This is a genomic window from Klebsiella sp. JB_Kp031 (genome assembly GCF_040064295.1).
GTDB classification, from domain to species: Bacteria; Pseudomonadota; Gammaproteobacteria; order Enterobacterales; family Enterobacteriaceae; genus Klebsiella; species Klebsiella quasipneumoniae.
The window spans coordinates 59,031-82,464 of the sequence record NZ_JBEAJW010000039.1; the positions used below are offsets into that span (position 1 = coordinate 59,031).

Sequence of the window (23,434 nt, forward strand, 5' to 3'; positions counted from 1 at the left end):
CTTATTTACTGCTCACCGGCAGGCCGGCGCCCTGCGATTCGCCCTGCGGCAATTCGAGGACGGCAACCGACCAGGCCGGCAGCGTGACCGAGCCGTCAGCGGCAACCTGCACGCCGCTGGCCAGCGACCGGTCGCCCGCCGCCTGCTGAATAGCGCTCAGCTGGAGCGATGTGCCGGCGAAATCCTGCAGCGTCCGGCTTTCCGGGGCAGCGTTGATCGCCACCACGATGCCGTCGACGCGGCTGTCCAGGCTGGCGCCAGCCTGGATCCCGTCATCGATGGTCATCACCAGCAGACCAGTCTGCTGATCGGCGCCGGTATTGCGGAAGTCCACGCGCTGCATCACCGTCGCGCCGTCGCCGAGGGTAAACAGCGGCGACGATTTACGCAGCGCGGTCAGCTCCTGATAAAACGCGGTCATCTGCTTGAGCTCGGCTTCGCCCGGGGTGGCCACCCAGTCCTTCACGCGGGCGATGATGTCATAGTTGCTGCCATCATCGCTGCTGCGCGGCATACCGACGTTGTAGTTGTTGTCCTGCAGGGAGTAGTCCACGCGGTTAAACCAGTCGCCGGAATCATACGAGTCGCGGGTAAAGGATTTAGAGCGCAGCAGCTCTGAGCCCTGCTGGTCAAAGGCGATCCCCTGGCCGAGCATCACCGTCGCCAGCGACACCGCCTGCATCCGGACGCGGGTATCGAGATCTGCCTCCTGAGCGGCTTTATAGCTGATCATGTCCCACAGCGTCTGGTTATCGTGTTTTGACACATAGTTCACGACTTCCGTCGGATCAGCCGCGTAGCCGCCTGGCGCGCCGTTATAGTCAATCTCGCTGCCTCTCTTCACCGCGCCGTCTTTGTCGATCAGCACGAAGTCCGCAAGGTTACCGGCCATGCCGAGACGGGTCAGATCGGCGAGGTGACGCGCCTGATCGTCGGTCAGGGTGGTCAGCTCATTCGGCAGAACGCCAGCCCCGCTGCCCACGCCCTGGTTCTGGCGTAATGCATCACCGGAGTCGAACGGCCCGCCGCCGCGCACGGCGTCGCGCAGACGATCGGAGAACGTGCCGATCCCGGTGCCTTTGAGATTGATTTGCGAGGCAATTTCAAAGCGATCGCTCTGGTTGGAATCCCAGCCTTCGCCAAAGAAGTAGATATCCGGGTTCAGCGCTTTAATGCGTTCCCAGGCCGAGAGGATCTGCGCTTTCGGGTGGTAGCCCATCAGGTCGAAGCGGAAGCCATCGATCTTATAATCGGTGGTCCATACCGCCAGTGAATCGGCGATAAGCTTGGCGAACATCCGGTGCTCTGGCGCCGAGTCGGAGCAACAGGTAGCCGATTCCACGCTGCCGGTAGTTTCGTTCAGACGCTGATAGTACCAGGGGACGATCTTATCCAGTACCGAAGTGCGGTCGGTCGGGCCGGCGGCGTTGGTGTGGTTGTACACCACGTCCATAATGACGTTCATTCCCAGATCCTGCTTGATCGCCTGAATCATGGTGCGGAACTCTTTAATGCGCGCCGTGCCTTCCGGATCGGTGGCGTAGGATCCTTCCGGTACCGTGTAGTGGAACGGATCGTAGCCCCAGTTATAGGAGTCGGTCTGCGCCACCAGCGTATTCAACGCCTGCACCTGCGGGTTATCCTTGCTGTCGTTCTGCTTCAGCTGAGTCAGCACCTCTTCAACCGTCGAACCGCTGTCGCAATAGCCCGCGAACTCGCTGCTTTTCACCGCGCTGTTGACCTCGCACAGGCGACTGAACGGCTGCTGAATATCGGCGACTTTGTCGCTGAACTCATTGACCGTCGCCAGATCGAAGACCGGCAGCAGCTCAATATGGGTCACGCCCGAGGCCGACAGCTGTTTCAGATGCTGGACCATATTGCTCTCCTGGGCGGTGAGCGCCAGATACTTACCGCGCAGCTCCGCAGGAACGGTTTGATCCCAGGCGGAGAGATCGCGAATATGCGATTCGTGGATCGTCATTTTCGCCAGGTCGGCTTTGGTTTTCTGCGCGTGCGGCATCGTCAGCCCGTCCCAGCCTTCCGGCTTCAGCGCGCTGTCGTTCAGATCGACCACCTGGCTGTACTCCGAGTTGGTCGACAAACTGTGGGCGTAGGGATCGGTCACTTCGTACTGCTCGACTTTACGCGACTGCGGGTGGTAGACCGTCATCGCGTAGCGGTAGAACGCGCCTTTCAGGTCGCTCCCGCCCTGCCAGGACCAGGCGCCGGAGGCGCTGTCGCGGGTCATCGGGTGACTGGCTATCACTTTCTTGTCCGCGCTATAGATCACCAGCTCGACCTGCTGCGCCGTGGGCGCCCAGACGCGGAAGGTCACGCCGCTATCGGTTAGCTGGGCGCCATAGCTCAGCGCCTCGGCGGCGGCGGCATAGGTATCGTCCAGTACGCCGGCGGTCTGCACCTGGGTGGCGGAGCTCAGGATCCCGTCGCTTTCGGCGGATATCGCCACCGTCTCGCCCTGCAGCAATTCATCGACGTTGACGTCATCCGGCAGCTTAAAGGCAGGATAGCTAGCGAGATGCGGGAAGCGCATGCTCACCTGCTGGCTGACGGTGGTGGGGGTCAGCTTGACATATTTATCGGTAAATTCGCCGTTACTGTCGGCAGCCACCTTACTGCTGTGGCTGTAATAGAGGCGCACAATGGGTTTATTTTCCCCGCCCGGCCACAGCAGAGTGGTCTTATCGACCCAGTGCGCATCGGCCAGCGCCACGCCAAAGGCGGCGCGGAAGGCGTCGGCGCGGGAGTCATAGACCGCGCTGTTGCCGGCGATGACCGATACCGTCCGATCGGTGAAATCGCTGAAAGAGACGCGCAGGTCGCTGTCGATAAGCTTATTGGTGCCATCGCGGACGATAACGTTGATACATCCGCTCTCTTTGGTCAACGGGATCACCCAGTAAGGGCCATATTTGTCGCTGCCGGTCGGCGTGGTGCTGACATCATTCCAGTCCGCCACCGGCGCGCTCAGCGCATCGCAGGTTTCGTTATTCCACAGATAGAGGTTTTTGCTGGCATAGTCCGCCGGCGTGCTGCTGGTGATGCCGGCGATATCGACGAGATGAATGACAGCCTGGTTGGCAGAGGCCTGTACCGCTTCGCCAGGGACGGCAACGTCCGGTAAACGGACGACGACATCCTGCGGGTCGGGCGTGCCGGGATTACCTGGGTCGCCAGGTGAGCCAGAGGAAGAGGAGGAAGAGCTGTTATCACAGCCACTCAATAATACTAACGATCCAATAAATAGGGCATGACAGGTATATCTGAGCATTCGATAGTCCCTAATATGCTTATTAAATTATAAAAGGTAAGAAAGGATGAATATCTTTACAGCGCGCTAATTAGATATTTTTGCTTTCCCAGGCGCAATCATCCCCCACAAATGAGAGGGGGGCGTAGGAAGCCGGGGGAGTAAATGAATAAAGGGAATGACGACCGCAAACCGCAAACTGATTATGATTCGCCACGCTTATCGCCACTCTCCGGCAATAATTCATTCAAAAGCCAATAATCACCTACCTGTTTCGGTAGGGTATTACGCCAGCGTGCAGAAAAATAAATTAGCAAAGGAATTAAAATGCCAGTTTCTGTGATGGGGTTAACAAATATAAATAAAGGGATAATTAAATTATTACCCCAAATTGTGACGCTCATCATATTAATAACCGCCATTCCGCAGCTGGCGAAATTAACCTGGCGGGTGGTATTCCCTGTGAGTCCTGAGGATATTTCCGCCCTACCGTTAACCATGCCTCCGGCGGCAGATCCGGAATTAAAAAACGTGCGGCCCGCATTTACCCTGTTTGGCCTGGCGGCTAAAAACCCCCCCGCGCCAGCGGCGGCCACCAGCCTCAATCAGGTGCCGGTTTCCAGCTTGAAGCTACGTCTGGCCGGGCTGCTCGCCAGCAGCAACCCGGCGCGATCCATCGCGATTATTGAAAAGGAAAATCAGCAGGTTAGCCTTAGCGTCGGCGATACCACCCCGGGGTACGATGCGCAGATCGCTGCCATCCTGCCAGACCGGATCATCGTCAACTATCAGGGGCGCCAGGAGGCCATTTTATTATTTAACGATACCCGCGCGCCGTCGTCATCGCCCGCCGCCGCGCCCCGTCCGCCCCTGATGAAGCGACTCCGCGAGCAGCCGCAAAATATCCTCACGTATTTAACGATTTCGCCGGTACTCAGCGGCGACAAACTGCAGGGCTATCGACTTAATCCTGGCAAAGACCCCTCGCTGTTTCGCCAGGCCGGCCTACAGGCAAATGATTTGGCGATTGCCTTAAATGGCATCGATTTACGCGATCAGGAACAAGCGCAACAGGCGCTGCAGAATTTGGCCGACATGACCGAAATAACGCTAACCGTTGAGCGGGAAGGCCAACGACACGATATTGCTTTCGCCCTGGGGGATGAATAATTGCCAACCATGAAACGCCTGCGAAAAATGCTGCCTGCGCTGCTGATATTAACCCCGCTGCTATTTTCCCCGGCCGCCGCGGAGGAATTTTCCGCCAGTTTTAAAGGCACCGATATCCAGGAATTTATCAATACCGTCAGCAAAAACCTGAATAAAACGGTGATTATCGATCCCAGCGTACGCGGCACTATCACCGTGCGCAGTTACGATATGCTCAATGAAGAGCAATATTATCAATTCTTCCTCAGCGTGCTGGATGTATACGGCTTCGCCGTGATTAATATGAATAACGGCGTGCTGAAGGTGGTCCGCGCTAAAGACGCCAAGACCTCGGCCGTTCCGGTCGCCAGCGAGGCCGCGCCGGGCGAAGGCGATGAGGTCGTCACCCGGGTGGTGCCCCTGACCAACGTCGCCGCCCGCGATCTCGCGCCGCTGCTCCGCCAGCTGAACGATAACGCTGGCGCCGGCAGCGTGGTCCATTATGAACCCTCCAACGTCCTGCTGATGACCGGCCGCGCGGCGGTCATCAAACGCCTGCTGACTATTGTCGAACGCGTCGACAACGCCGGGGATCGCAGCGTGGTGACCGTGCCTCTCTCCTGGGCCTCCGCCGCGGAGGTGGTCAAACTGGTTACCGAACTCAATAAAGACACCAGCAAATCGGCGCTGCCGGGATCGATGGTGGCGAACGTGGTGGCCGATGAGCGTACCAACTCGGTGCTGGTGAGCGGCGAGCCAAACTCGCGCCAGCGCATTATCGCCATGATCAAACAGCTCGACCGCCAGCAGGCGGTGCAGGGCAACACCAAAGTGATCTACCTGAAGTACGCCAAAGCCGCCGATCTGGTGGAGGTACTGACCGGGATCAGCAGCTCGTTGCAGAACGATAAGCAAAGTGCCAAACCGGTGGCCGCGATCGATAAAAATATCATTATCAAAGCCCACGGCCAGACCAACGCCCTGATCGTCACCGCCGCGCCGGACGTGATGAACGATCTGGAGCGAGTGATCGCCCAGCTGGATATCCGCCGCCCGCAGGTGCTGGTGGAGGCGATTATCGCCGAAGTGCAGGATGCCGACGGCCTCAATCTCGGTATCCAGTGGGCCAATAAAAACGCCGGCATGACCCAGTTCACCAACAGCGGTTTGCCGATATCCAGCGTCATCGCCGGCGCCAACCAGTACAACAAAGACGGCACCATCAGCAGCTCGCTGGCCAGCGCCCTCGGCTCGTTTAACGGTATCGCCGCCGGTTTCTATCAGGGGAACTGGGCGATGCTGCTGACCGCCCTCTCCAGCAGTACCAAGAACGATATTCTGGCCACCCCCAGCATCGTCACTCTCGACAATATGCAAGCCACCTTCAACGTCGGCCAGGAAGTCCCGGTGTTAACCGGCTCGCAAACCACCTCCGGCGACAACATCTTTAATACCGTCGAGCGCAAAACCGTGGGCATTAAGCTGAAGGTGAAGCCGCAGATTAACGAAGGCGATGCCGTGCTGCTGGAGATTGAGCAGGAAGTATCGAGCGTCGCCGATTCGGCCTCCAGCACCAGCAGCGATCTCGGAGCGACCTTTAATACCCGGACGGTGAATAACGCCGTGCTGGTCGGCAGCGGCGAAACGGTGGTGGTTGGCGGGCTGCTGGATAAAAGCGTCACCGATACCGCCGACAAAGTGCCGCTGCTCGGCGACATCCCGGTGATCGGCGCGCTGTTCCGCTCCGACAGCAAGAAAGTGTCGAAGCGCAACCTGATGCTGTTTATCCGCCCGACCATTATTCGCGACCGCGATGAGTACCGCCAGGCCTCTTCCGGCCAGTACACCGCCTTCAACGATGCGCAAACCAAACAGCGGGGCAAAGAGAGCAGCGAAGCATCGCTCAGCAACGATCTGTTGCACATCTACCCGCAGCAGGAGACCCAGGCCTTCCGCCAGGTCAGCGCCGCCATTGACGCTTTTAACCTCGGAGGCCGCCTATGACGCCAGCCGCCGAACGCCGTCCGCTGCTGCCCTTCGCCTGGGCCCGCGCGCACCATCTGGTGCTGCTGAGCGACGGCGAACGCTGCGAAGCGCTGTGCCGCGCGGACACCGCCGCCCGGGCGCTGCTGGAAGCGCGCCGCCTGGCGGACGGGCCGATGAGCGTCAGCCGTCTGGCGCCGGACGCGTTCGAGAAAGCGCTGGTGCTCAGCTATCAGCGCGACTCGGCGGAAGCGCACCGGATGATGGCCGACATCGGCAATGAGCTTGACCTCTATACCCTCGCCGAAGAGCTGCCGGATACCGACGATCTGCTCGACAGCGAGGACGATGCGCCGATTATCCGTCTGATCAACGCCATGCTCACCGAGGCTATCAAAGAGAAAGCCTCCGATATCCATATCGAAACCTATGAGCGCCATCTGCAGATCCGCTTTCGCGTCGACGGCGTGCTGCGGGAAATTCTCCGCCCGCAGCGGCGGCTGGCCGCGCTGTTAATTTCGCGTATCAAGGTGATGGCGAGCTTGGACATTGCGGAAAAACGGGTTCCCCAGGATGGCCGTATGGCGCTGCGCATCGGCGGGCGGGCGATAGACGTGCGCGTCTCCACCCTGCCCTCCAGCCATGGGGAACGCGTGGTGCTGCGCCTGCTGGACAAAAACAGCGTCAACCTGGATCTGCTGACGCTGGGCATGCCCCCCGCCCTGCTCGACCAGGTCGACGCGCTGATCGCCCGGCCACACGGCATCATTCTGGTCACCGGGCCGACCGGATCCGGGAAAAGCACGACGCTCTACGCCGCCCTCAGCCGCCTCGACGCCCGGGAGCGCAACATCATGACCATTGAAGATCCGGTGGAGTATGAGCTGGAGGGCATCGGCCAGACTCAGGTCAACGCCAAAGTCGAGATGACTTTCGCCCGCGGCCTGCGCGCCATCCTGCGCCAGGATCCGGACGTGGTGCTGGTGGGCGAAATCCGCGATGGCGAAACCGCCCAGATCGCCGTTCAGGCCTCGCTCACCGGCCACCTGGTGCTGTCGACCCTGCACACCAACAGCGCGCTGGGCGCTATTTCCCGTCTGCAGGATATGGGCGTGGAGCCTTTTTTACTCTCCACGTCGCTGCTGGCGGTGATGTCGCAGCGGCTGGTGCGCCAACTGTGCCCGCACTGCCGTCAGCCCACGCAGGCGGATGCCGACACCGCCCGGCAGATGGCGGTCCCGACCGGCACGCCGCTGTGGCGGCCAAAAGGCTGCGCCCGGTGTAATTTCACCGGCTATCGCGGACGCACCGGCATTCACGAGCTGCTGCCGATCGACGACCGCGTCCGCGCCGCCATCCACCGCGGCGAAAATGAGATCACCCTGATCCAGCAGCTGGGGCCGGCCTGGCAGACCCTGCGCCATGCCGGGCGCGATAAAGCGCTGGCGGGGATCACCAGCTGGGAGGAGGTGATGCGGGTCACCGAACAGCAAACGGCGGACAGCGTCTGAGATGGCCCTGTTTCGCTATCAGGCGCTGGACGCGCAGGGCAAAACCCGCCGCGGCGTTCAACAAGCCGACTCCGCCCGCCACGCCCGCCAGCTGCTGCGGGACAAAGGCTGGCTGGCGCTGGAAGTGGCCGCCGCCGACCCGGCGAGCCGGCTGTGGCGCGGCGGGCTCCTTACCCGGCGCACCAGCGCCGGTGATTTAGCCCTCCTCACTCGCCAGCTGGCCACCCTGGTCGCCGCCGGCATTCCGCTGGAGAAAGCGCTCGATGCCGTCGCCCAACAGTGCGAAAAGGCGCCGCTGAGAACGTTAATGGCCGGGGTGCGGAGCAAAGTGCTCGAAGGCCATTCGCTGGCGGAGGCGATGCGCGGCTATCCCGCCTGCTTCGACGGCCTGTTCTGCGCCATGGTGGCGGCTGGCGAAACCTCCGGCCATCTCGACGGCGTGCTGAATCGGCTGGCGGACTATACCGAGCAGCGCCAGCAGCTTCGCGCCCGCCTGCTGCAGGCGATGATCTACCCCATCGTGCTGACGCTGGTCGCCATCAGCGTGATCGCCATTCTGCTCTCCACCGTGGTGCCGAAAGTCGTCGAGCAGTTTGTCCATCTTAAACAGGCTCTGCCCTTCTCTACCCGGCTGCTGATGAGCCTGAGCGACATGGTGCGCAGCGCGGGCCCCTGGCTGGTGCTGCTGTCGTTACTGGCGCTGCTGGGGCTGCGCTATCTGCTGCGCCAGCCTGCCCGGCGGCTCGCCTGGGACCGGGCGCTGCTGCGCCTGCCGGTCATCGGCCGCGTGACGCGCAGCGTCAACAGCGCGCGCTACGCCCGCACCTTAAGCATTCTCAACGCCAGCGCGGTGCCGCTGCTGCTGTCGATGCGCATCAGCGCGGGCGTTCTCAGCAATGCCTGGGCGCGCAGCCAGCTGGAGACCGCCAGCGAGTCGGTGCGCGAAGGCGTCAGCCTGCATCGCGCGCTGGAGGCCACGGCGCTGTTTCCGCCGATGATGCGCTACATGATCGCCAGCGGCGAACAGAGCGGTGAGCTGACCGCCATGCTGGAGCGCGCGGCGGAGAACCAGGACCGGGAACTGAGCGCGCAGATCCAGATGTCTCTCAGCCTGTTTGAACCCCTGCTGGTGGTCACCATGGCCGGCATGGTGCTGTTTATCGTGCTGGCCATCCTGCAGCCGATCCTGCAACTGAATACCCTTATGAGTATGTGACTGTATTAATGGAGAAAACTATGCAACGGCAACGCGGCTTCACGTTACTGGAAATTATGGTGGTGATCGTCATTCTCGGCATCCTCGCCAGCCTGGTGGTACCTAACCTGATGGGCAACAAGGAGAAAGCGGACCGCCAGAAGGTGGTCAGCGATCTGGTGGCGCTTGAGGGGGCGCTGGACATGTATAAGCTGGACAACAGCCGCTACCCGAATACCGAACAGGGTCTGCAGGCGCTGGTGACCGCCCCGGCCGTCGAGCCGCATGCCCGCAACTACCCGGAAGGCGGCTATATCCGCCGCCTGCCGCAGGACCCATGGGGAAATGAGTATCAGCTGTTAAGCCCCGGTCAGCATGGTGCCATCGACGTCTTCAGCGTCGGCCCGGACGGGATGCCCGACACCAATGACGACATCGGCAACTGGACCCTCGGGAAGAAATAGTGTCTCAGCGCGGTTTCACCCTCCTGGAAATGATGCTGGTCCTGCTGCTGATCGGCGTCAGCGCCAGCATGGTGCTGCTGGCGTTTCCCTCCGCCCGCACCCAGGAGGCCACGCAGATCCTGGCGCGCTTTCAGGCGCAGCTGGATTTTGTCCGCGAGCGCGGGCAGCAAACCGGCCAGCTCTTCGGGATCGTTATCCACCCTGACCGCTGGCAGTTTATGCGCCTGCAGCCTGCCGACGAAGGCGCCCCGGCGGCGGCTGACGACCGCTGGGGCAACGCGCAGTGGCTTCCGCTGCAGGCCGGGCGCGCCACCACGGCGGAAACCCTCCCGCGTGCCAGGCTGACGCTGCGCTTTCCCAACGGCCAGGCGTGGACGCCGGGCGAGCAGCCCGACGTGATCATCTTTCCCGGCGGCGAAGTCACCCCGTTTCAGCTGCGGATTGACGCCGCGACGGGCATCAACATCGACGCCCAGGGCGACAGTCAGCCGCTGGCGGCGCGGGAGCAGCCATGAAACGCGAGAGCGGAATGACGCTTATCGAAGTGATGGTCGCGCTGGTGATTTTCGCCCTCGCCGGCCTGGCGGTGATGCAATCCACCCTGCAGCAGACGCGGCAGCTCGGGCGTATGGAAGAGAAAATCCTCGCCAGCTGGCTGGCGGATAATCAGCTGGTGCAGCTGCGGCTGGAGAAACGCTGGCCTGCCCTCAGCTGGTCTGAAACCACCGTGGAGGCCGCCGGGACGCGCTGGTTCGTCCGCTGGCAGGGGGTGGAAACCGCGCTGCCGCAGCTGCGGGCGCTGGACGTGGAGGTCCGGCGGCAAAAAAGCGATCCCGCGCCGCTGGCGACTCTGCGCACCTGGGTGACGCCGCCATGATAACGAAAATGCGCGGTTTCACCCTGATTGAAACGCTGCTGGCGCTGGCTATCCTCGCCGTCCTCAGCGCCGCCGCCGTGATGGTGCTGCAGAACGTCATCCGCGCCGATGGCCTCACCCGCGAGAAGAGCCAGCAGATCGCCGCCCTCCAGCGCGCTTTTCGCCAGATAGCCGACGATGTCACGCACATCATTCCTCGTCGCGCCAGAAACAGCGACACGCTTTTCTTTGCCGGACGTTTTCAGTTGCAGAGCGATGACTGGGGGCTGGCCTTCAGCCGCAGCGGTTGGCCGAATCCGCTGGGGATCCTCCCGCGCTCGGAGATCCAGAACGTCAGCTACCGCCTGCGCCAGCAGCAGCTTGAAAGGCTGAGCTTCGATCAGCAGGATCCGCTGACCGGGAGCCAGCCGACGGTCCGGGTGCTGCTGCGCGAGGTGACGGCGTTTCGCCTGCGGTTTTATGCCGACGGGCGCTGGCAGGAGACCTGGGACCGCCCTCAGACGCTGCCGCAGGGGCTGGAGATCACCCTGACCCTGGCGAACAGCGGGGAGATAACCCGCCTGTTTTTACTTACCCCGGGGGGCGGCCAGTGAAAAATCGGCAACGCGGCGTCGCGCTCCTGATGGTGCTGTTCATCCTCGCCCTGATGATGATCCTCGCCAGCGCCATGACCGAACGCACCTCGGTCATGTATCAACACACCGCCGTGACCCTCGATAATCTGCAGGCCAGATGGTACGCCCTGGCGGCGGAAAACATGGCCGCCGCGCTGCTGCAACGCGACGCGCTGGACTCGCCCAGTCAAACGAACCTGGCGCAAACCTGGGCGCAGGAGGGACGCCGCTTTACCCTCGACGATGGCGAAATCCTCGCCACGATCCGCGACGGGCACGCCTGCTTTAACCTCAATGCCATCAACCATCGCGCGGATGAGACCAGCGGCGAAACGCCCTACCCGACCGACGTCTTCGTCCGGCTGCTGGCGCTGCTCGGCGAATCGCCGCTGCGCGCCAGCCAGATCGCCGCCGCCCTCGGCGACTGGACGGACAGCGACGGCCAGCCGCGACTGAACGGGGCGGAGGACGAGGTTTATATGGCGCAAACCCCGGGCTATCTCGCCGCCAACCAGCCGATGCAGGACGTCAGCGAGCTGCGCCTGCTGGCCGGTATGGACGCCGCGCTCTATCAGCGCCTGCTCCCCTTCGTCTGCGTCCAGCCGGATGACGCGCTGCAGGTCAATGTCAACACCCTGCGGCCCTCCCAGGCCGCCCTGCTGGTGGCCCTCTTTCCCGGCGATCTGACGCTGCAGGAGGCGCAACAGCTGTTGCACAACCGCCCGCGAACCGGATGGAGCAGCGTCGCCGCGTTTCTCGCGCAGCCTACGCTGCAGAAAACCGATACCACGCTCGCCCGCCCCTGGCTGACGGTGCGCAGCACACGCTTTATCGCCGCCTTCACCGTGGTGACCGGCAACCTTCGCTTTCAGCTGCACAGCGTCCTGCAACAGGAGGGGCGCGCCTTTACCGTCGTCCAGCGGCGATACGGACTTTCTATGGTGGTTGATGAATAAGTTTAACGCTTCCCCCCAGGCCATGCTGATCGTGCGCTTCGCCCCCGGGCAGGCGCCGCTGCACTGGCAACTCTTCGCCCCCGGCGATCCGCATCACGAAGCCCGCGGCCGGTGGCCGGCTGACGACGCCAGCCCTTTCCCGGCGTTGGCGGCGCATTATCCAGCCTGGGTGCTGATCCCGGCCAGCGACTGCGCGTTTCACCCCCTCAGCCTGCCGGCGGGCCTGCGTAAACCGCCGCTGCAGGTGGCCCCGTTCCTGTTGGAAGAGCAGCTGGCCGACGATGTGGAAGCCACCCATTTTGCCCTGCTCCACCGCCAGCAGGCCCAGTGCGAGATCGTCGCCGTGCAGCGGCAAAAAATGCGCGACTGGATGGCGCGCTGCGAGTCGCTCTCCCTACGGCCCCTGGCGTTGACGCCCGATGTGCTCGCCCTGCCCTGGCAACCGCCGGCGTGGAGCGCGGTGCAGGTGGACGAGCAGTGGCTGATCCGCCACCAGCCATGGAGCGGCATGGCGGCGGAAAGTTCCTGGTTGGCGGAGCTGCTGCAGGGCGAGGCGGAAGAGCACGTCATCGACAGCTATTCGCCGCCGCCCGCGGCGCCGGGAGCGTGGCGCGCGCAGCCTGCGCAGACGCTGCTCTCCCTCGCCGCAAATCATCCGGCGGCGCAGAAGCTCAGTCTGCTGCAGGGAGAGTTTGCCATCCGCCGTCGGCAGCCTGCGCAGGGGAGCTGGCGTCCGGCTCGGTATGCCGCGCTGGCCCTGGCGCTGCTGGCGGCGGTGAATAGCGTTCTGGATCATCGCGATCTGGCGCGCCAGGCCGAGGCGGCCCAGCAGGCCAGCCGGGCCTACTATCATCGCTGGTTTCCTACGGAGAAAAAGGTGATTAACCCGCGACTGCAGATGCAGCAGCATCTGCAAACCCTCGCCCGTCAGGCGCAGCATGCCCCCCTCGTCGACCGCCTCAGCGCGTTGCAGAACATCATCAGCGAAACGCCGGGGATCCGCCTGCGGGCGCTGAGCTGGGATGCCGCGGCCAACCGTCTGCAGCTGGATATCGCCGCGGCCTCTTCCCTGGCGCTGGAGCAGTTCACCCAGCGGGCGCAGCCGCGGTTTCGCGTCCGGCCAGGCGACATGAGCACGAAACCGGATGGCATTGAAGGACAACTGACGCTGGAGGAAAACGATGGCTAATCTGTTTATCTGGTGGCGGCAGCGCACGCCGTCGGAGCAGCGCCTGCTGCTCGGACTCGCGGGGCTGCTGGTGGTGTGCGCCCTCTGGTACGGGCTGTGGCAGCCCTGGCGAGCCCGCGAGGCGCAGTGGCGGCAAACCCTGGTGAAAGAACAGGCCAGCCTGCGCTGGATGACGCAGCAGGGGCCGCGCCTGCAGCAGCTCAGCCAGCAGCCCGCGCCGGCGGCAAAAGAGGCGCTCACCGCGCTGGTGATGCGCGAGGCGGCGAGCCACGGGCTGGAAGTCGTTCGTCTGCAGCCGCAGGGAAAACGTCTTCAGGTCACCCTTCAGCCCTGCGCCTTTCAGGCGCTGATGGACTGGCTGGACGCCCCGGCGATGCGCGGCGTCAACGCGGTCTCGCTATCCGTAACCGCACAGCCGTCGCGGCCGGGCTGGGTCACGGTCAACCATCTGCTGCTGGAGCGCGACGATGAAAGCTAACGGGTTCGCGGTTGGGCTACTGCTGGCGCTCTATCTGCTGTGGTTGACCGCCACAGCCCCGGCGCGTCTGTTAGTCCCGATGCTGCCGCCCGAGGTACAGGTGGCCAACCTCAGCGGCAGCATCTGGCGCGGCGCGGCGCAGTCAGTCTCCTGGCGCGGCGAACGGCTTGAGCGGCTGACGTGGTCACTCACCCTGGCTGGCTGGCAGATCGCGCTCAGCGATCCCCGCGGCGTGGAGGGTCAGGCCCGGCTGTGGGGCATCCGCGATCTGCGCCTGCAGGAGGGACGGCTCACCGCCCCCGCCAGCCTGCTCGGTCGCTGGCTAACGCCGACCATGCCCGTCAGCGCCGAGGGAGAGGTTACTTTCAGCCTGGCCGAAGCGCACTTCAGCGAGGGGCGCTGTCGGCAAATCACCGCCGGACGCGCGCTGTGGCGTCAGGCCAGGCTGCACTCTCCGGTCGGTAGCCTGGAGTTAGCCCAGGTCAGTGGCACCTTAAGCTGTACGGCGACCGGCGCCGTGGCGCTGGCCATCCGCCAGGATTCTCATCAGCTGAGCCTCAGCGGCGAGGGCACCCTGTCGCCCGATGGCCGCTATCTGTTTCACGGTACGCTACAGCCCAGGCAGGGGATACCGCCCCTGCTGGCGCTGCTGGTCACCCGCCCGATGGCCAAAAACGACCCGGGCCCGACGCCGTGGCAGCTGCAGGGAAAATGGTGATTAAAGGAGCAAAAATGAAGACATTAGCCGCATTATCGCTGCATTTCCCCCTTGTCTGGTATGGCTTTCTGCTGCTGTTCGGCCTGGCGCTGGGCAGCTTTTACAACGTGGTGATCTACCGTCTGCCGCGCATGCTGGCCCAGACCGCGGACGACGAGCCGCTAACCCTCAGCACGCCGGGCTCATCCTGTCCGCAGTGTCGCCAGCCGATCGCCTGGCGGGACAATATCCCGCTGCTCAGCTTCCTCTGGCTAGGCCGTCGCGCCCGCTGCTGTCAGGCGCGCATCTCGTGGAGCTATCCGCTGACCGAGCTGACCACCGGCCTGCTGTTTATCCTCGCGGGGGCGCTGCTCGCACCGGGACTGGCGCTGGCGGGCGGCCTGGTGCTGCTCTCCTTTCTGCTGATACTGGCGCGGATTGATGCCCGGACCCAGCTGCTGCCCGATCGCCTGACCCTGCCCCTGCTGTGGGCCGGACTGCTGTTTAATCTTAACGAGGTGTACATTGCGCTGCCGGACGCGGTCGCCGGAGCGATGGCTGGTTATCTGGCGCTGTGGTCGGTTTATTGGCTGTTCCGCCTGCTGACCGGCAAAGAGGCTCTGGGCTATGGCGATTTTAAGCTGCTGGCGGCGCTGGGCGCCTGGTGCGGCTGGCAGGCTCTGCCGCAGGTGCTGTTGTTCGCCTCGGCCAGCGGCCTGACGTGGACCCTGCTGCAGCGCCTGTGGACCAGGCAGTCGCTGCAGCAGCCGCTGGCCTTCGGCCCCTGGCTGGCGCTGGCGGGAGGGGGCGTTTTTCTCTGGCAGCAGATGGTCTAGCGTGAGTGGTTCGACTGGCCGGGCAGAATGCCGCCCGGCGCCTGGGGCTACGAATATTTTTTGCTGCGTCGGGTCGGGGCGGCGTTGGCCGGATCGTCCGGCCAGACGTGTTTCGGATAGCGTCCCTTCATCTCTTTCTGTACCTCACGGTAGCTCCCCTGCCAGAAGGCGCTAAGATCGCGCGTGATCTGCAGCGGACGCTGAGCGGGCGACAGCAGCTCCAGCACCAGTGGCACTCGCCCCTCGGCGATAACCGGCGTCGTGGCCTCGCCGAACATCTCCTGCATACGCACCGCCAGCGCCGGCGGGTTCTCCGCATGGTAACGGATCGCCAGACGGCTGCCGGTCGGCACGGTATAGTGCGTCGGCAGCTCGCGATCCAGCTTCTGGCGCAGCGGCCACGGCAGCCAGTCCTGGAGCGCCTGCCGCAGATCCAGCGCCTTCAGCGCCCGCAGCGAGTGAACGCCGTTCATCTGCGGCAGCAGCCATGCCTCCAGCGAGGCCAGCAGCGAAGCGTCATCCACCGCGGGCCACGCCTCTTCCGGCAGCCACTGCGCCGCACACTGCAGCCGCAGCCGCAGCTGCTCGGCCTCTGGCGTCCAGTTGAGCACACCGAGGCCTTTCTCACGAATCCCGTTGAGCATCGCCTGATGCAGCTCCGCCTCAGAGGGCTTCGCCAGCGGCTGGGTCTTGATCACCAGCTGGCCCGTCACCGTCCGCCGCCAGGCTTTCAGCGTCCCCTGCGCTTCATCCCACTCCACCGTGTCGGAACGCTGCGCCAGCTCGGGACGGGCGGCGATCAGCTCGCCGATATCCACCGGCAGAGCCAGCAGCATGCGGGCATCCGGTGAGGCGCTGCCCTGCAGCAGCAGCGGAGCGATCAGCCACTCATGGCGGCCCAGCGCGTCGTCGGCGTCCAGCATCGCGCCCATACCGTTCGCCAGCTGATAGCGTCCCTCCTGACCGCGGCGGCGGGCGATGCGGTCGGCGAAGGCCGACGCCAGGAGCGCAGCCATTCGTCCCGCATCGGGCTGGCCGCTGCGGCAGGCCAGACGCTTCATCAGCTGCTGCGCGCGCTGCTGCCAGTTGGCCTGCTGACGGGAAAAGACGGCGCCCAAATCCACCAGCCCGCCGCGCGGCGGCTCCTCAAGGATCGCCGCCAGCCTGGCCGCCGTCGCCACCTCGTCATCGGTCTGCGCAGCGGCCAGCATCGCCGCCAGCCGGGGCTCGTTGCCGAGGGTGGCCATTTTGCGGCCAAACGCCGACAGCCGCTCGCCGTCCAGCGCCGAGAGCGCCTCCAGCAGGCGGCGCGCGGCAGCCAGGTTCACCGCCGGCGGCTGATCCAGCCAGGCCAGCGCGGCCGGATCGTGGCAACCCCACTGCAGCAGCTCCAGCAACAGCGCCGACAGATCGCTGTGCAGGATCTCCGGTTCGCTCTGCGCCGCCGCTCGTTCGGCCTGTTCTTTGCCGAGCAAATGCAGGCAGATCCCCGGGGAGAGACGACCGGCGCGTCCGGCGCGCTGGGTCATCGATGCCTGGCTGATGCGCTGCGTCACCAGCCGGGTCAGGCCGGTGCGCGGGTCAAAGCGGGCAACGCGCTCCTGGGCGGTGTCGACCACCAGGCGGATGCCCTCGATGGTTAAACTGGTCTCGGCAATGTTGGTGGCCAGCACCACTTTGCGCTTCCCGGCCGGCGCCGGGAGGATCGCTTTGCGCTGCTCGCTTAGGGGCAAAGCGCCATACAGCGGGCAGAGGATGACATCCTCCGCCACGCGCTCCGTCAGCTGGTCTAGAACGCGCTGGATCTCGCCGACGCCGGGCAGAAACAGCAGCATCGATCCCTGTTCATGCCGCAGGAGCTCCGCCGCCGCTATCGCCACCGCCTCATCAAAACGCTGGTGCGCGGAGAGCGGGCTGAAGCGACGCTCCACCGGATAAGCGCGCCCCTCCGAGACCACCACCGGCGCCTCAGGCAGCAGACGCTGCAGGCGATCGTTATCAAGGGTCGCCGACATGATGAGCAGTTTGAGATCGTCACGTAACCCCTGCTGGACATCAAGCAGCAGGGCCAGCGCCAGATCCGCCTGCAGGCTGCGCTCGTGAAACTCATCGAGGATCACCAGCCCCACGCCCGTCAGCTCGGGATCGCGCTGGATCATGCGCGTCAGGATCCCCTCCGTGACCACCTCCAGGCGGGTCTGTGGCCCGACGCAGGTTTCGGCACGCATGCGGTAACCCACGGTCTCCCCTGGCTTTTCGCCGAGCAGTTCAGCCAGCCGCTGCGCGACATTGCGCGCCGCCAGACGCCTCGGCTCCAGCAGGATAATGCGTCCCGCGATGTTACCCTCAGCGAGGATCTGCAGCGGCAGCCAGGTCGACTTCCCGGCGCCGGTCGGCGCGTTGAGCAAAACCTGCGGCGCATGCTGCAGGGCGGATAACAGTTCTGGGAGGACGGCGGCAACCGGCAATGAGGACACAAAAGGCTCCGGGGGTTAACATTCAGGGGCTCGCATTGTAGCATCCCCCTAATTCATTACCGAGTCTCTATCATGTCTGAGCCGAAAAGGCTGTTTTTTGCGATTGAACTGCCGCCTGCCGTCCGCAAACAGATTGTTCAGTGGCGGGCAACGCACTTCCCTGAGGATGCCGGCAGGCCCGTCGCGGCGGATAACCTTCATCTGACGCTGGCGTTTCTCGGCGAGGTGAGCGCGGAAAAACAGCGGGCGCTGTCTGCCCTCGCCGGCCGCCTCCAGCAGCAGGGCTTTACCCTGACGCTGGACGATGCCGGACAGTGGCTGCGTTCGCGGGTGGTCTGGCTCGGGACCCGTCAGCCACCGCGCGGCCTGCTGCAGCTTGCCAGTATGCTGCGCGCTCAGGCGGCGCGCAGCGGCTGCTATCAGAGTCCGCAGCCGTTTCATCCGCACATTACCCTGTGGCGCGATGCCCGTCAGGCGGTGCCGATCCCGCCGCCCGGCTTTCGCTGGACGTTTCCGGTGAACGAGTTCGTGCTCTATGAATCCAGCTTTAGCCGCGGGCGCACGCGCTACACGGCGCTGGAACATTATCCGTTTGATAAGGAAAATTGATGCAGTTTGATCCGCCGTTGCAACCCGCCATTTTGCTTAAACGTTACAAACGTTTTCTTGCCGACGTGGTGACCCCCGATGGCCGCGAATTGACGCTCCACTGCCCAAATACCGGTGCCATGACCGGCTGCGCCGTCCCGGGCGACACCGTCTGGTATTCCACTTCTGACAATGCGAAGCGCAAATATGCCCATACCTGGGAATTAACTGAAACGCAGCAGGGCGCCGTTATTTGCGTCAACACGCTGCGCGCGAATACGCTGGCGAAAGAAGCAATTTCCGCCGGAATAATCCCTGAACTTTCCGGCTATAACCAGCTGAAAAGCGAAGTGAAATATGGCGCTGAGAATAGCCGTATCGATATTATGTTACAGGCAGATGATCGCCAAAACTGCTATATTGAAGTGAAATCGGTTACGTTGGCGGAGAAAGAATACGGTTATTTTCCTGATGCGGTGACTATGCGCGGACAGAAGCACCTGCGGGAGCTGATGGCCGTCGCGGCAAATGGCGACCGCGCGGTGATTTTATTTGCCGTCCTGCATTCGGCAATTGACCGTTTCTCTCCCGCGCATCATATTGATGCCAGATACGCACAGCTGTTAACAGAAGCCCGCGACAAGGGGGTGGAAATTCTCGCCTGGAAGGCGGAACTTTCTACGACGAGGATGACTCTGAATAAGCCGATTGCCGTGGTGTTAAACCCCGGTAAATAAATGGCTAAATAGTGTTCGGGTCGCAAGCGCGAATACGCTTTTCTTCACAGGGTTGTCAAGTGTAACGTTTAGATAATTGCTATCCGGAAAAGCATCTGCTATTTATAGCGGCCTGATTTTCCCCCACATGGGGATCGATAGTGCGTGTTAAGGAGAAGCAACATGCAAGAAGGGCAAAACCGTAAAACATCGTCCCTGAGTATTCTCGCCATCGCTGGGGTGGAGCCGTACCAAGAGAAACCGGGCGAAGAGTATATGAACGAAGCCCAGCTGGCGCACTTCAAGCGTATTCTTGAAGCATGGCGTAATCAACTCAGGGATGAAGTGGATCGCACCGTATCGCACATGCAGGATGAAGCTGCTAACTTCCCGGACCCGGTAGACCGTGCCGCCCAGGAAGAAGAGTTCAGCCTGGAGCTGCGTAACCGCGACCGCGAACGTAAACTGATCAAAAAGATCGAGAAAACGCTGAAAAAAGTTGAAGACGAAGACTTCGGCTACTGCGAATCCTGCGGCGTGGAGATCGGCATTCGCCGTCTGGAAGCGCGTCCGACAGCGGATCTGTGCATTGACTGCAAAACCCTGGCGGAAATTCGCGAAAAACAGATGGCGGGCTAATCCCCTGCTGCCTCACTCTCTGGCGGGAGTCTCTCCCGCCTGGTTCTGTTGTCCGTACCATGACTGACTCACGCTATATAGGGCGCTTTGCTCCCTCCCCCTCCGGCGAACTCCACTTCGGCTCTCTGATCGCCGCGCTCGGCAGCTACCTGCAGGCCCGCGCGAACCAGGGTATCTGGCGCGTTCGTATTGAAGATATCGACCCGCCGCGCGAAGTCCCCGGGGCCGCCGACACCATCCTGCGCCAGCTCGACCACTATGGTCTGCACTGGGACGGCGAGGTGCTCTGGCAGTCGCAACGGCACGAAGCCTACCGCGAGGCGCTGGCCTGGCTGAGCGAGCAAGGACTGAGCTACTACTGCACCTGCACCCGCGCGCGGATCCACGCCGTGGGCGGGATCTATGATGGTCACTGCCGCGACCTTGGGCTGGGGGCGGAAAACGCCGCGCTGCGTCTGCGCCAGACCCGTCCGGTTCTGCAGTTCACCGACCGCCTGCGCGGCACGCTGGTCGCCAACGAGCCGCTGGCGCGAGAAGATTTTATTATCCACCGTCGCGACGGACTGTTTGCCTACAACCTGGCGGTGGTGGTCGATGACCACTTTCAGGGGATCACCGAGATCGTCCGCGGCGCCGATCTGATTGAGCCGACGGTACGGCAGATTTCGCTGTATCAGCATTTTGGCTGGCAGGCGCCGGACTACCTCCATCTGCCGCTGGCCCTCAATCCCGACGGCAATAAGCTCTCTAAACAAAACCACGCGCCGGCGCTGCCGGAAGGCGATCCGCGCCCCGAAATCGTCCGGGCGCTCCGCTTTCTGAATCAGGAGATCGCCGGGGAGTGGCAGGCCCTGAGCATCGATGATTTACTCGCCCAGGCCGTCGCCAACTGGCAGCCGGCGAAAATCGAGCATTCTCAAATGGCTCCCGCTGAGCTATGATTAGCCGCTATTTTTACACTGTACAGTTGATCTGAAGTCCGTCTGACACTACGAGGTGCACCATTTTTACCCGAGTCGCTAATTTTTGCCGTAAGGTGCTAAGCCGTGAGGAGCGCGAGGCAGAAGCCGCCGTCGAACCAACGCCTATGACGGTGATCCCGCGTGAGCAGCATGCTATTTCCCGCAAAGATATCAGTGAAAACGCCCTCAAGGTCATGTACCGCCTCAACAAGGCGGGCTATGAGTCCTGGCTGGTCGGCGGCGGCGTCCGCGACCTGCTGCTTGGCAAAAAGCCAAAAGATTTTGACGTCACGACCAACGCCACGCCGGATCAGGTGCGTAAGCTGTTCCGCAACTGCCGTCTGGTCGGGCGCCGTTTCCGCCTCGCGCACGTCATGTTCGGGCCGGAAATTATTGAGGTCGCTACCTTCCGTGGCCATCACGAAGGACACACTACCGATCGCGTCACCTCCCAGCGGGGCCAGAACGGCATGCTGCTGCGTGATAATATCTTCGGCTCGATCGAAGAGGACGCCCAGCGTCGCGACTTCACCATCAACAGCCTCTATTACAGCGTGGCGGACTTTACCGTTCGCGACTACGTCGGCGGCATGAAGGATCTGCAGGACGGCGTGATCCGCCTGATCGGCAATCCGGAAACCCGCTATCGCGAGGATCCGGTACGCATGCTGCGCGCGGTGCGCTTCGCCGCCAAGCTGGATATGACCATCAGTCCGGAAACGGCCGAACCGCTGCCGCGGCTGGCCGCCCTGCTCCACGACGTGCCGCCGGCGCGCCTGTTCGAAGAAGTGCTCAAGCTGCTGCAGGCCGGGCATGGCTATCAGACCTACCTGCTGCTGCGGGAATACAACCTGTTCCAGCCGCTGTTCCCGACCATCACCCGCTACTTTACCGAGCGCGGCGATAGCCCGATGGAGCGGATCATCAACCAGGTGCTGAAGAACACCGATACCCGCATTCGTAACGACATGCGCGTCAATCCGGCCTTCCTGTTCGCAGTGATGTTCTGGTATCCGCTGCTGGAGACGGCGCAGAAAATCGCCCAGGAGAGCGGACTGGCATACTATGACGCCTTCGCCCTGGCGATGAACGACGTACTGGACGAAGCCTGCCGTACGCTGGCGATCCCTAAGCGCATCACCACCCTGATCCGCGATATCTGGCAGCTGCAGCTGCGCATGTCCCGTCGCCAGGGCAAACGCGCCTGGAAGCTGATGGAGCATCCGAAATTCCGCGCCGCCTACGATCTGCTGGAGCTACGCGCTGGCGCTGAAAACAACGGCGAACTGCAGCGTCTGACCAAATGGTGGGGCGAATTCCAGGTCGCCGCGCCGCCGGCGCAAAAAGATATGCTCAACGACCTCGGGGACGATCCGGCGCCGCGCCGTCGCCACCGCCGTCCGCGCAAGCGCGCGCCACGCCAGGGTAACGCATGACCCTGGCCTATATCGCCCTCGGCAGTAACCTCGCTTCGCCACTGGCGCAGGTGCAGGCGGCTATCCACGCCCTGGGCGAAATACCGCACAGCCGCGTGGTGAACGTCTCTTCGTTCTACCGCACGCCGCCGCTGGGCCCGCAGGATCAGCCAGACTATCTCAACGCCGCCGTCGCGCTGGAAACCACGCTGTCCCCTGAGGCGCTGCTCGATCACACCCAGCGCATTGAGCTGCAGCAGGGTCGGGTGCGCAAAGCCGAACGCTGGGGGCCGCGCACCCTCGATCTCGACATTATGCTGTTTGGCGATGCGGTCATTAACAGCGAGCGCCTGACCGTTCCGCACTACGATATGAGAAACCGCGGCTTTATGCTCTGGCCGCTGTTCGAGATCGCCCCGGACCTCCACTTTCCTGACGGCATGGCGCTGCGCGCCGTGCTGGATGATCTCGGCGCGGCAAAGCCCGCTATCTGGTAATTCCCTCTCCTTTTTTAGCATTTGCGGCGATCGTCGTAATCGGTTGCCCAAAATCATTGCCCCTCTGAATGCTGCTGTTAGAATGCCGGTTAATATGACTTTCATCATCAGGAAATGTTATGAAACCGACCACCATTGCCCTGCTGCAGAAATGCAAACAGGAAAAGAAGCGCTTTGCCACCATTACCGCCTACGACCATAGCTTCGCGAAGCTGTTCGCCGATGAAGGCATTAATGTGCTGCTGGTGGGCGACTCGCTGGGAATGACGGTGCAGGGTCACGACTCCACCCTGCCGGTCACCGTAGAAGATATCGCCTATCACACCCGCGCCGTCCGCCGCGGCGCGCCGAACAGCCTGCTGCTCGCCGACCTGCCGTTTATGGCCTACGCCACGCCGGAGCAGGCCTTCGAAAATGCCGCCGTCGTGATGCGCGCTGGCGCCAATATGGTCAAACTCGAAGGCGGCGCCTGGCTGGCCGAGACCGTGAAGATGCTGGCGGAACGCGCGGTGCCGGTTTGCGGCCATCTCGGCCTGACGCCGCAGTCGGTGAACGTCTTCGGTGGCTATAAAGTGCAGGGACGCGGCGATGCGGCGCAGACCCTGTTTGAAGACGCGTTAGCGCTGGAAGCGGCAGGCGCGCAACTGCTGGTGCTGGAGTGCGTCCCGGTCGCCCTGGCGAAACGCATCACCGAAGCCCTGACCATTCCGGTGATCGGCATCGGCGCGGGCAACGTCACCGATGGGCAGATCCTGGTGATGCATGACGCTTTCGGCATTACCGGCGGCCACATTCCGAAATTTGCCAAGAATTTCCTTGCCGAGGCGGGCGACATCCGCGCCGCGGTGCGGCAGTATATTGCCGAAGTTGAATCCGGGGTCTATCCGGGCGAAGAACACAGTTTCCATTAAGGAGTCTTG

23 protein-coding genes are annotated in these 23,434 nt (G+C 62.9%); 21 read left to right on the plus strand and 2 right to left on the minus strand.

What is annotated here, in order from left to right; all coding sequences use genetic code 11:
* Position 1: 1 nt before the first annotated feature.
* Positions 2-3,292 (minus strand): pullulanase-type alpha-1,6-glucosidase, encoded by a 3,291-nt coding sequence (gene pulA / locus ABLV64_RS18850; RefSeq protein WP_043521982.1) that lies wholly within the window; start codon positions 3,290-3,292, stop codon positions 2-4.
* 184 nt (positions 3,293-3,476) lie between these two features.
* Here pulA and ABLV64_RS18855 point away from each other — a divergent pair, with 184 nt between their 5' ends.
* Genes ABLV64_RS18855 through ABLV64_RS18920 form a run of 14 tightly spaced genes read left to right on the plus strand, consistent with a single transcriptional unit; the run spans position 3,477 to position 15,220 of the window.
* A complete protein-coding gene (locus ABLV64_RS18855; protein ID WP_032426032.1) occupies positions 3,477-3,614 on the plus strand; it encodes a hypothetical protein in 138 nt (45 codons plus the stop codon).
* Positions 3,599-4,441: a type II secretion system protein GspC gene (gspC, locus tag ABLV64_RS18860; protein ID WP_100098544.1), complete on the plus strand. Its 843-nt coding sequence runs from the start codon at positions 3,599-3,601 to the stop codon at positions 4,439-4,441. The genes ABLV64_RS18855 and gspC overlap by 16 nt, the downstream gene beginning before the upstream one ends.
* Positions 4,442-4,450: 9 nt before the next feature.
* Positions 4,451-6,424: a GspD family T2SS secretin variant PulD gene (pulD, locus tag ABLV64_RS18865; RefSeq protein WP_004204420.1), complete on the plus strand. Its 1,974-nt coding sequence runs from the start codon at positions 4,451-4,453 to the stop codon at positions 6,422-6,424.
* Positions 6,421-7,914: a type II secretion system ATPase GspE gene (gene gspE / locus ABLV64_RS18870; protein WP_017901153.1), complete on the plus strand. Its 1,494-nt coding sequence runs from the start codon at positions 6,421-6,423 to the stop codon at positions 7,912-7,914. The genes pulD and gspE overlap by 4 nt, the downstream gene beginning before the upstream one ends.
* Position 7,915: 1 nt before the next feature.
* The gene (gspF, locus tag ABLV64_RS18875; RefSeq protein ID WP_004204418.1) at positions 7,916-9,130 is read left to right on the plus strand and encodes a type II secretion system inner membrane protein GspF; all 1,215 of its coding nucleotides are present in this window, start codon (positions 7,916-7,918) and stop codon (positions 9,128-9,130) included.
* Between the two features lie 20 nt (positions 9,131-9,150).
* A complete protein-coding gene (gene gspG / locus ABLV64_RS18880) occupies positions 9,151-9,573 on the plus strand; it encodes a type II secretion system major pseudopilin GspG (RefSeq protein ID WP_004204417.1) in 423 nt (140 codons plus the stop codon).
* Complete coding sequence (gene gspH, locus ABLV64_RS18885; protein WP_004204416.1) at positions 9,573-10,088, plus strand: type II secretion system minor pseudopilin GspH; 516 nt, start codon at positions 9,573-9,575, stop codon at positions 10,086-10,088. Before gspG ends, gspH begins: the two co-directional genes overlap by 1 nt.
* Positions 10,085-10,450 carry a type II secretion system minor pseudopilin GspI gene (gene gspI / locus ABLV64_RS18890; RefSeq protein ID WP_004204415.1) on the plus strand — a complete coding sequence of 122 codons (366 nt, stop codon included), beginning with the start codon at positions 10,085-10,087 and terminating at the stop codon, positions 10,448-10,450. Before gspH ends, gspI begins: the two co-directional genes overlap by 4 nt.
* A complete protein-coding gene (gene gspJ, locus ABLV64_RS18895; protein WP_048323018.1) occupies positions 10,447-11,043 on the plus strand; it encodes a type II secretion system minor pseudopilin GspJ in 597 nt (198 codons plus the stop codon). The genes gspI and gspJ overlap by 4 nt, the downstream gene beginning before the upstream one ends.
* A complete protein-coding gene (gene gspK / locus ABLV64_RS18900; protein WP_004204412.1) occupies positions 11,040-12,020 on the plus strand; it encodes a type II secretion system minor pseudopilin GspK in 981 nt (326 codons plus the stop codon). The genes gspJ and gspK overlap by 4 nt, the downstream gene beginning before the upstream one ends.
* On the plus strand, positions 12,013-13,209 hold the full coding sequence (gene gspL, locus ABLV64_RS18905) for a type II secretion system protein GspL (RefSeq protein ID WP_080936175.1): 1,197 nt from the start codon (positions 12,013-12,015) through the stop codon (positions 13,207-13,209). Before gspK ends, gspL begins: the two co-directional genes overlap by 8 nt.
* Positions 13,202-13,687 (plus strand): type II secretion system protein M, encoded by a 486-nt coding sequence (locus tag ABLV64_RS18910; RefSeq protein WP_004204409.1) that lies wholly within the window; start codon positions 13,202-13,204, stop codon positions 13,685-13,687. The genes gspL and ABLV64_RS18910 overlap by 8 nt, the downstream gene beginning before the upstream one ends.
* Positions 13,677-14,405 carry a type II secretion system protein N gene (locus ABLV64_RS18915; RefSeq protein WP_064178512.1) on the plus strand — a complete coding sequence of 243 codons (729 nt, stop codon included), beginning with the start codon at positions 13,677-13,679 and terminating at the stop codon, positions 14,403-14,405. The genes ABLV64_RS18910 and ABLV64_RS18915 overlap by 11 nt, the downstream gene beginning before the upstream one ends.
* Before the next feature lie 14 nt (positions 14,406-14,419).
* Positions 14,420-15,220, plus strand: a complete 801-nt coding sequence (locus ABLV64_RS18920) for an A24 family peptidase (protein ID WP_348842988.1) — start codon at positions 14,420-14,422, stop codon at positions 15,218-15,220.
* 47 nt (positions 15,221-15,267) lie between these two features.
* Here ABLV64_RS18920 and hrpB read toward each other — a convergent pair whose 3' ends face one another.
* Positions 15,268-17,697 (minus strand): ATP-dependent helicase HrpB, encoded by a 2,430-nt coding sequence (hrpB, locus tag ABLV64_RS18925; RefSeq protein ID WP_100098539.1) that lies wholly within the window; start codon positions 17,695-17,697, stop codon positions 15,268-15,270.
* A 72-nt stretch (positions 17,698-17,769) separates the two neighbouring features.
* Between hrpB and thpR the strand changes: the two genes are divergently transcribed.
* From thpR to panB, 7 genes are all read left to right on the plus strand, one after another.
* The gene (thpR, locus tag ABLV64_RS18930) at positions 17,770-18,306 is read left to right on the plus strand and encodes an RNA 2',3'-cyclic phosphodiesterase (protein WP_283091090.1); all 537 of its coding nucleotides are present in this window, start codon (positions 17,770-17,772) and stop codon (positions 18,304-18,306) included.
* Positions 18,306-19,022, plus strand: a complete 717-nt coding sequence (sfsA, locus tag ABLV64_RS18935) for a DNA/RNA nuclease SfsA (RefSeq protein WP_004204404.1) — start codon at positions 18,306-18,308, stop codon at positions 19,020-19,022. Before thpR ends, sfsA begins: the two co-directional genes overlap by 1 nt.
* 162 nt (positions 19,023-19,184) lie before the next feature.
* Positions 19,185-19,640: an RNA polymerase-binding protein DksA gene (dksA, locus tag ABLV64_RS18940; protein WP_002888845.1), complete on the plus strand. Its 456-nt coding sequence runs from the start codon at positions 19,185-19,187 to the stop codon at positions 19,638-19,640.
* A gap of 59 nt (positions 19,641-19,699) precedes the next feature.
* Entirely contained in the window at positions 19,700-20,581 is an 882-nt protein-coding gene (gene gluQRS / locus ABLV64_RS18945; protein ID WP_117089362.1) for a tRNA glutamyl-Q(34) synthetase GluQRS, read from the plus strand.
* Between the two features lie 62 nt (positions 20,582-20,643).
* Positions 20,644-22,038 carry a polynucleotide adenylyltransferase PcnB gene (gene pcnB, locus ABLV64_RS18950; RefSeq protein WP_071592560.1) on the plus strand — a complete coding sequence of 465 codons (1,395 nt, stop codon included), beginning with the start codon at positions 20,644-20,646 and terminating at the stop codon, positions 22,036-22,038.
* Positions 22,035-22,514, plus strand: a complete 480-nt coding sequence (gene folK, locus ABLV64_RS18955) for a 2-amino-4-hydroxy-6-hydroxymethyldihydropteridine diphosphokinase (protein ID WP_023319748.1) — start codon at positions 22,035-22,037, stop codon at positions 22,512-22,514. The genes pcnB and folK overlap by 4 nt, the downstream gene beginning before the upstream one ends.
* 119 nt (positions 22,515-22,633) lie before the next feature.
* Positions 22,634-23,425, plus strand: coding sequence for a 3-methyl-2-oxobutanoate hydroxymethyltransferase (panB, locus tag ABLV64_RS18960; RefSeq protein ID WP_004204400.1), 792 nt, complete (start codon positions 22,634-22,636; stop codon positions 23,423-23,425).
* The last annotated feature ends 9 nt before the right edge of the window (positions 23,426-23,434 follow it).

Excerpts from the sequence above, each read along its gene's own strand:
- pulA (WP_043521982.1), bottom strand. The coding sequence starts at position 3,292 with ATGCTCAGATATACCTGTCATGCCCTATTTATTGGATCGTTAGTATTA.
- ABLV64_RS18855 (WP_032426032.1), top strand. The coding sequence starts at position 3,477 with ATGATTCGCCACGCTTATCGCCACTCTCCGGCAATAATTCATTCAAAA.
- gspC (WP_100098544.1), top strand. The coding sequence starts at position 3,599 with ATGCCAGTTTCTGTGATGGGGTTAACAAATATAAATAAAGGGATAATT.
- pulD (WP_004204420.1), top strand. The coding sequence starts at position 4,451 with ATGAAACGCCTGCGAAAAATGCTGCCTGCGCTGCTGATATTAACCCCG.
- gspE (WP_017901153.1), top strand. The coding sequence starts at position 6,421 with ATGACGCCAGCCGCCGAACGCCGTCCGCTGCTGCCCTTCGCCTGGGCC.
- gspF (WP_004204418.1), top strand. The coding sequence starts at position 7,916 with ATGGCCCTGTTTCGCTATCAGGCGCTGGACGCGCAGGGCAAAACCCGC.
- gspG (WP_004204417.1), top strand. The coding sequence starts at position 9,151 with ATGCAACGGCAACGCGGCTTCACGTTACTGGAAATTATGGTGGTGATC.
- gspI (WP_004204415.1), top strand. The coding sequence starts at position 10,085 with ATGAAACGCGAGAGCGGAATGACGCTTATCGAAGTGATGGTCGCGCTG.
- gspJ (WP_048323018.1), top strand. The coding sequence starts at position 10,447 with ATGATAACGAAAATGCGCGGTTTCACCCTGATTGAAACGCTGCTGGCG.
- gspL (WP_080936175.1), top strand. The coding sequence starts at position 12,013 with ATGAATAAGTTTAACGCTTCCCCCCAGGCCATGCTGATCGTGCGCTTC.
- ABLV64_RS18910 (WP_004204409.1), top strand. The coding sequence starts at position 13,202 with ATGGCTAATCTGTTTATCTGGTGGCGGCAGCGCACGCCGTCGGAGCAG.
- ABLV64_RS18915 (WP_064178512.1), top strand. The coding sequence starts at position 13,677 with ATGAAAGCTAACGGGTTCGCGGTTGGGCTACTGCTGGCGCTCTATCTG.
- ABLV64_RS18920 (WP_348842988.1), top strand. The coding sequence starts at position 14,420 with ATGAAGACATTAGCCGCATTATCGCTGCATTTCCCCCTTGTCTGGTAT.
- thpR (WP_283091090.1), top strand. The coding sequence starts at position 17,770 with ATGTCTGAGCCGAAAAGGCTGTTTTTTGCGATTGAACTGCCGCCTGCC.
- sfsA (WP_004204404.1), top strand. The coding sequence starts at position 18,306 with ATGCAGTTTGATCCGCCGTTGCAACCCGCCATTTTGCTTAAACGTTAC.
- dksA (WP_002888845.1), top strand. The coding sequence starts at position 19,185 with ATGCAAGAAGGGCAAAACCGTAAAACATCGTCCCTGAGTATTCTCGCC.
- gluQRS (WP_117089362.1), top strand. The coding sequence starts at position 19,700 with ATGACTGACTCACGCTATATAGGGCGCTTTGCTCCCTCCCCCTCCGGC.
- folK (WP_023319748.1), top strand. The coding sequence starts at position 22,035 with ATGACCCTGGCCTATATCGCCCTCGGCAGTAACCTCGCTTCGCCACTG.
- panB (WP_004204400.1), top strand. The coding sequence starts at position 22,634 with ATGAAACCGACCACCATTGCCCTGCTGCAGAAATGCAAACAGGAAAAG.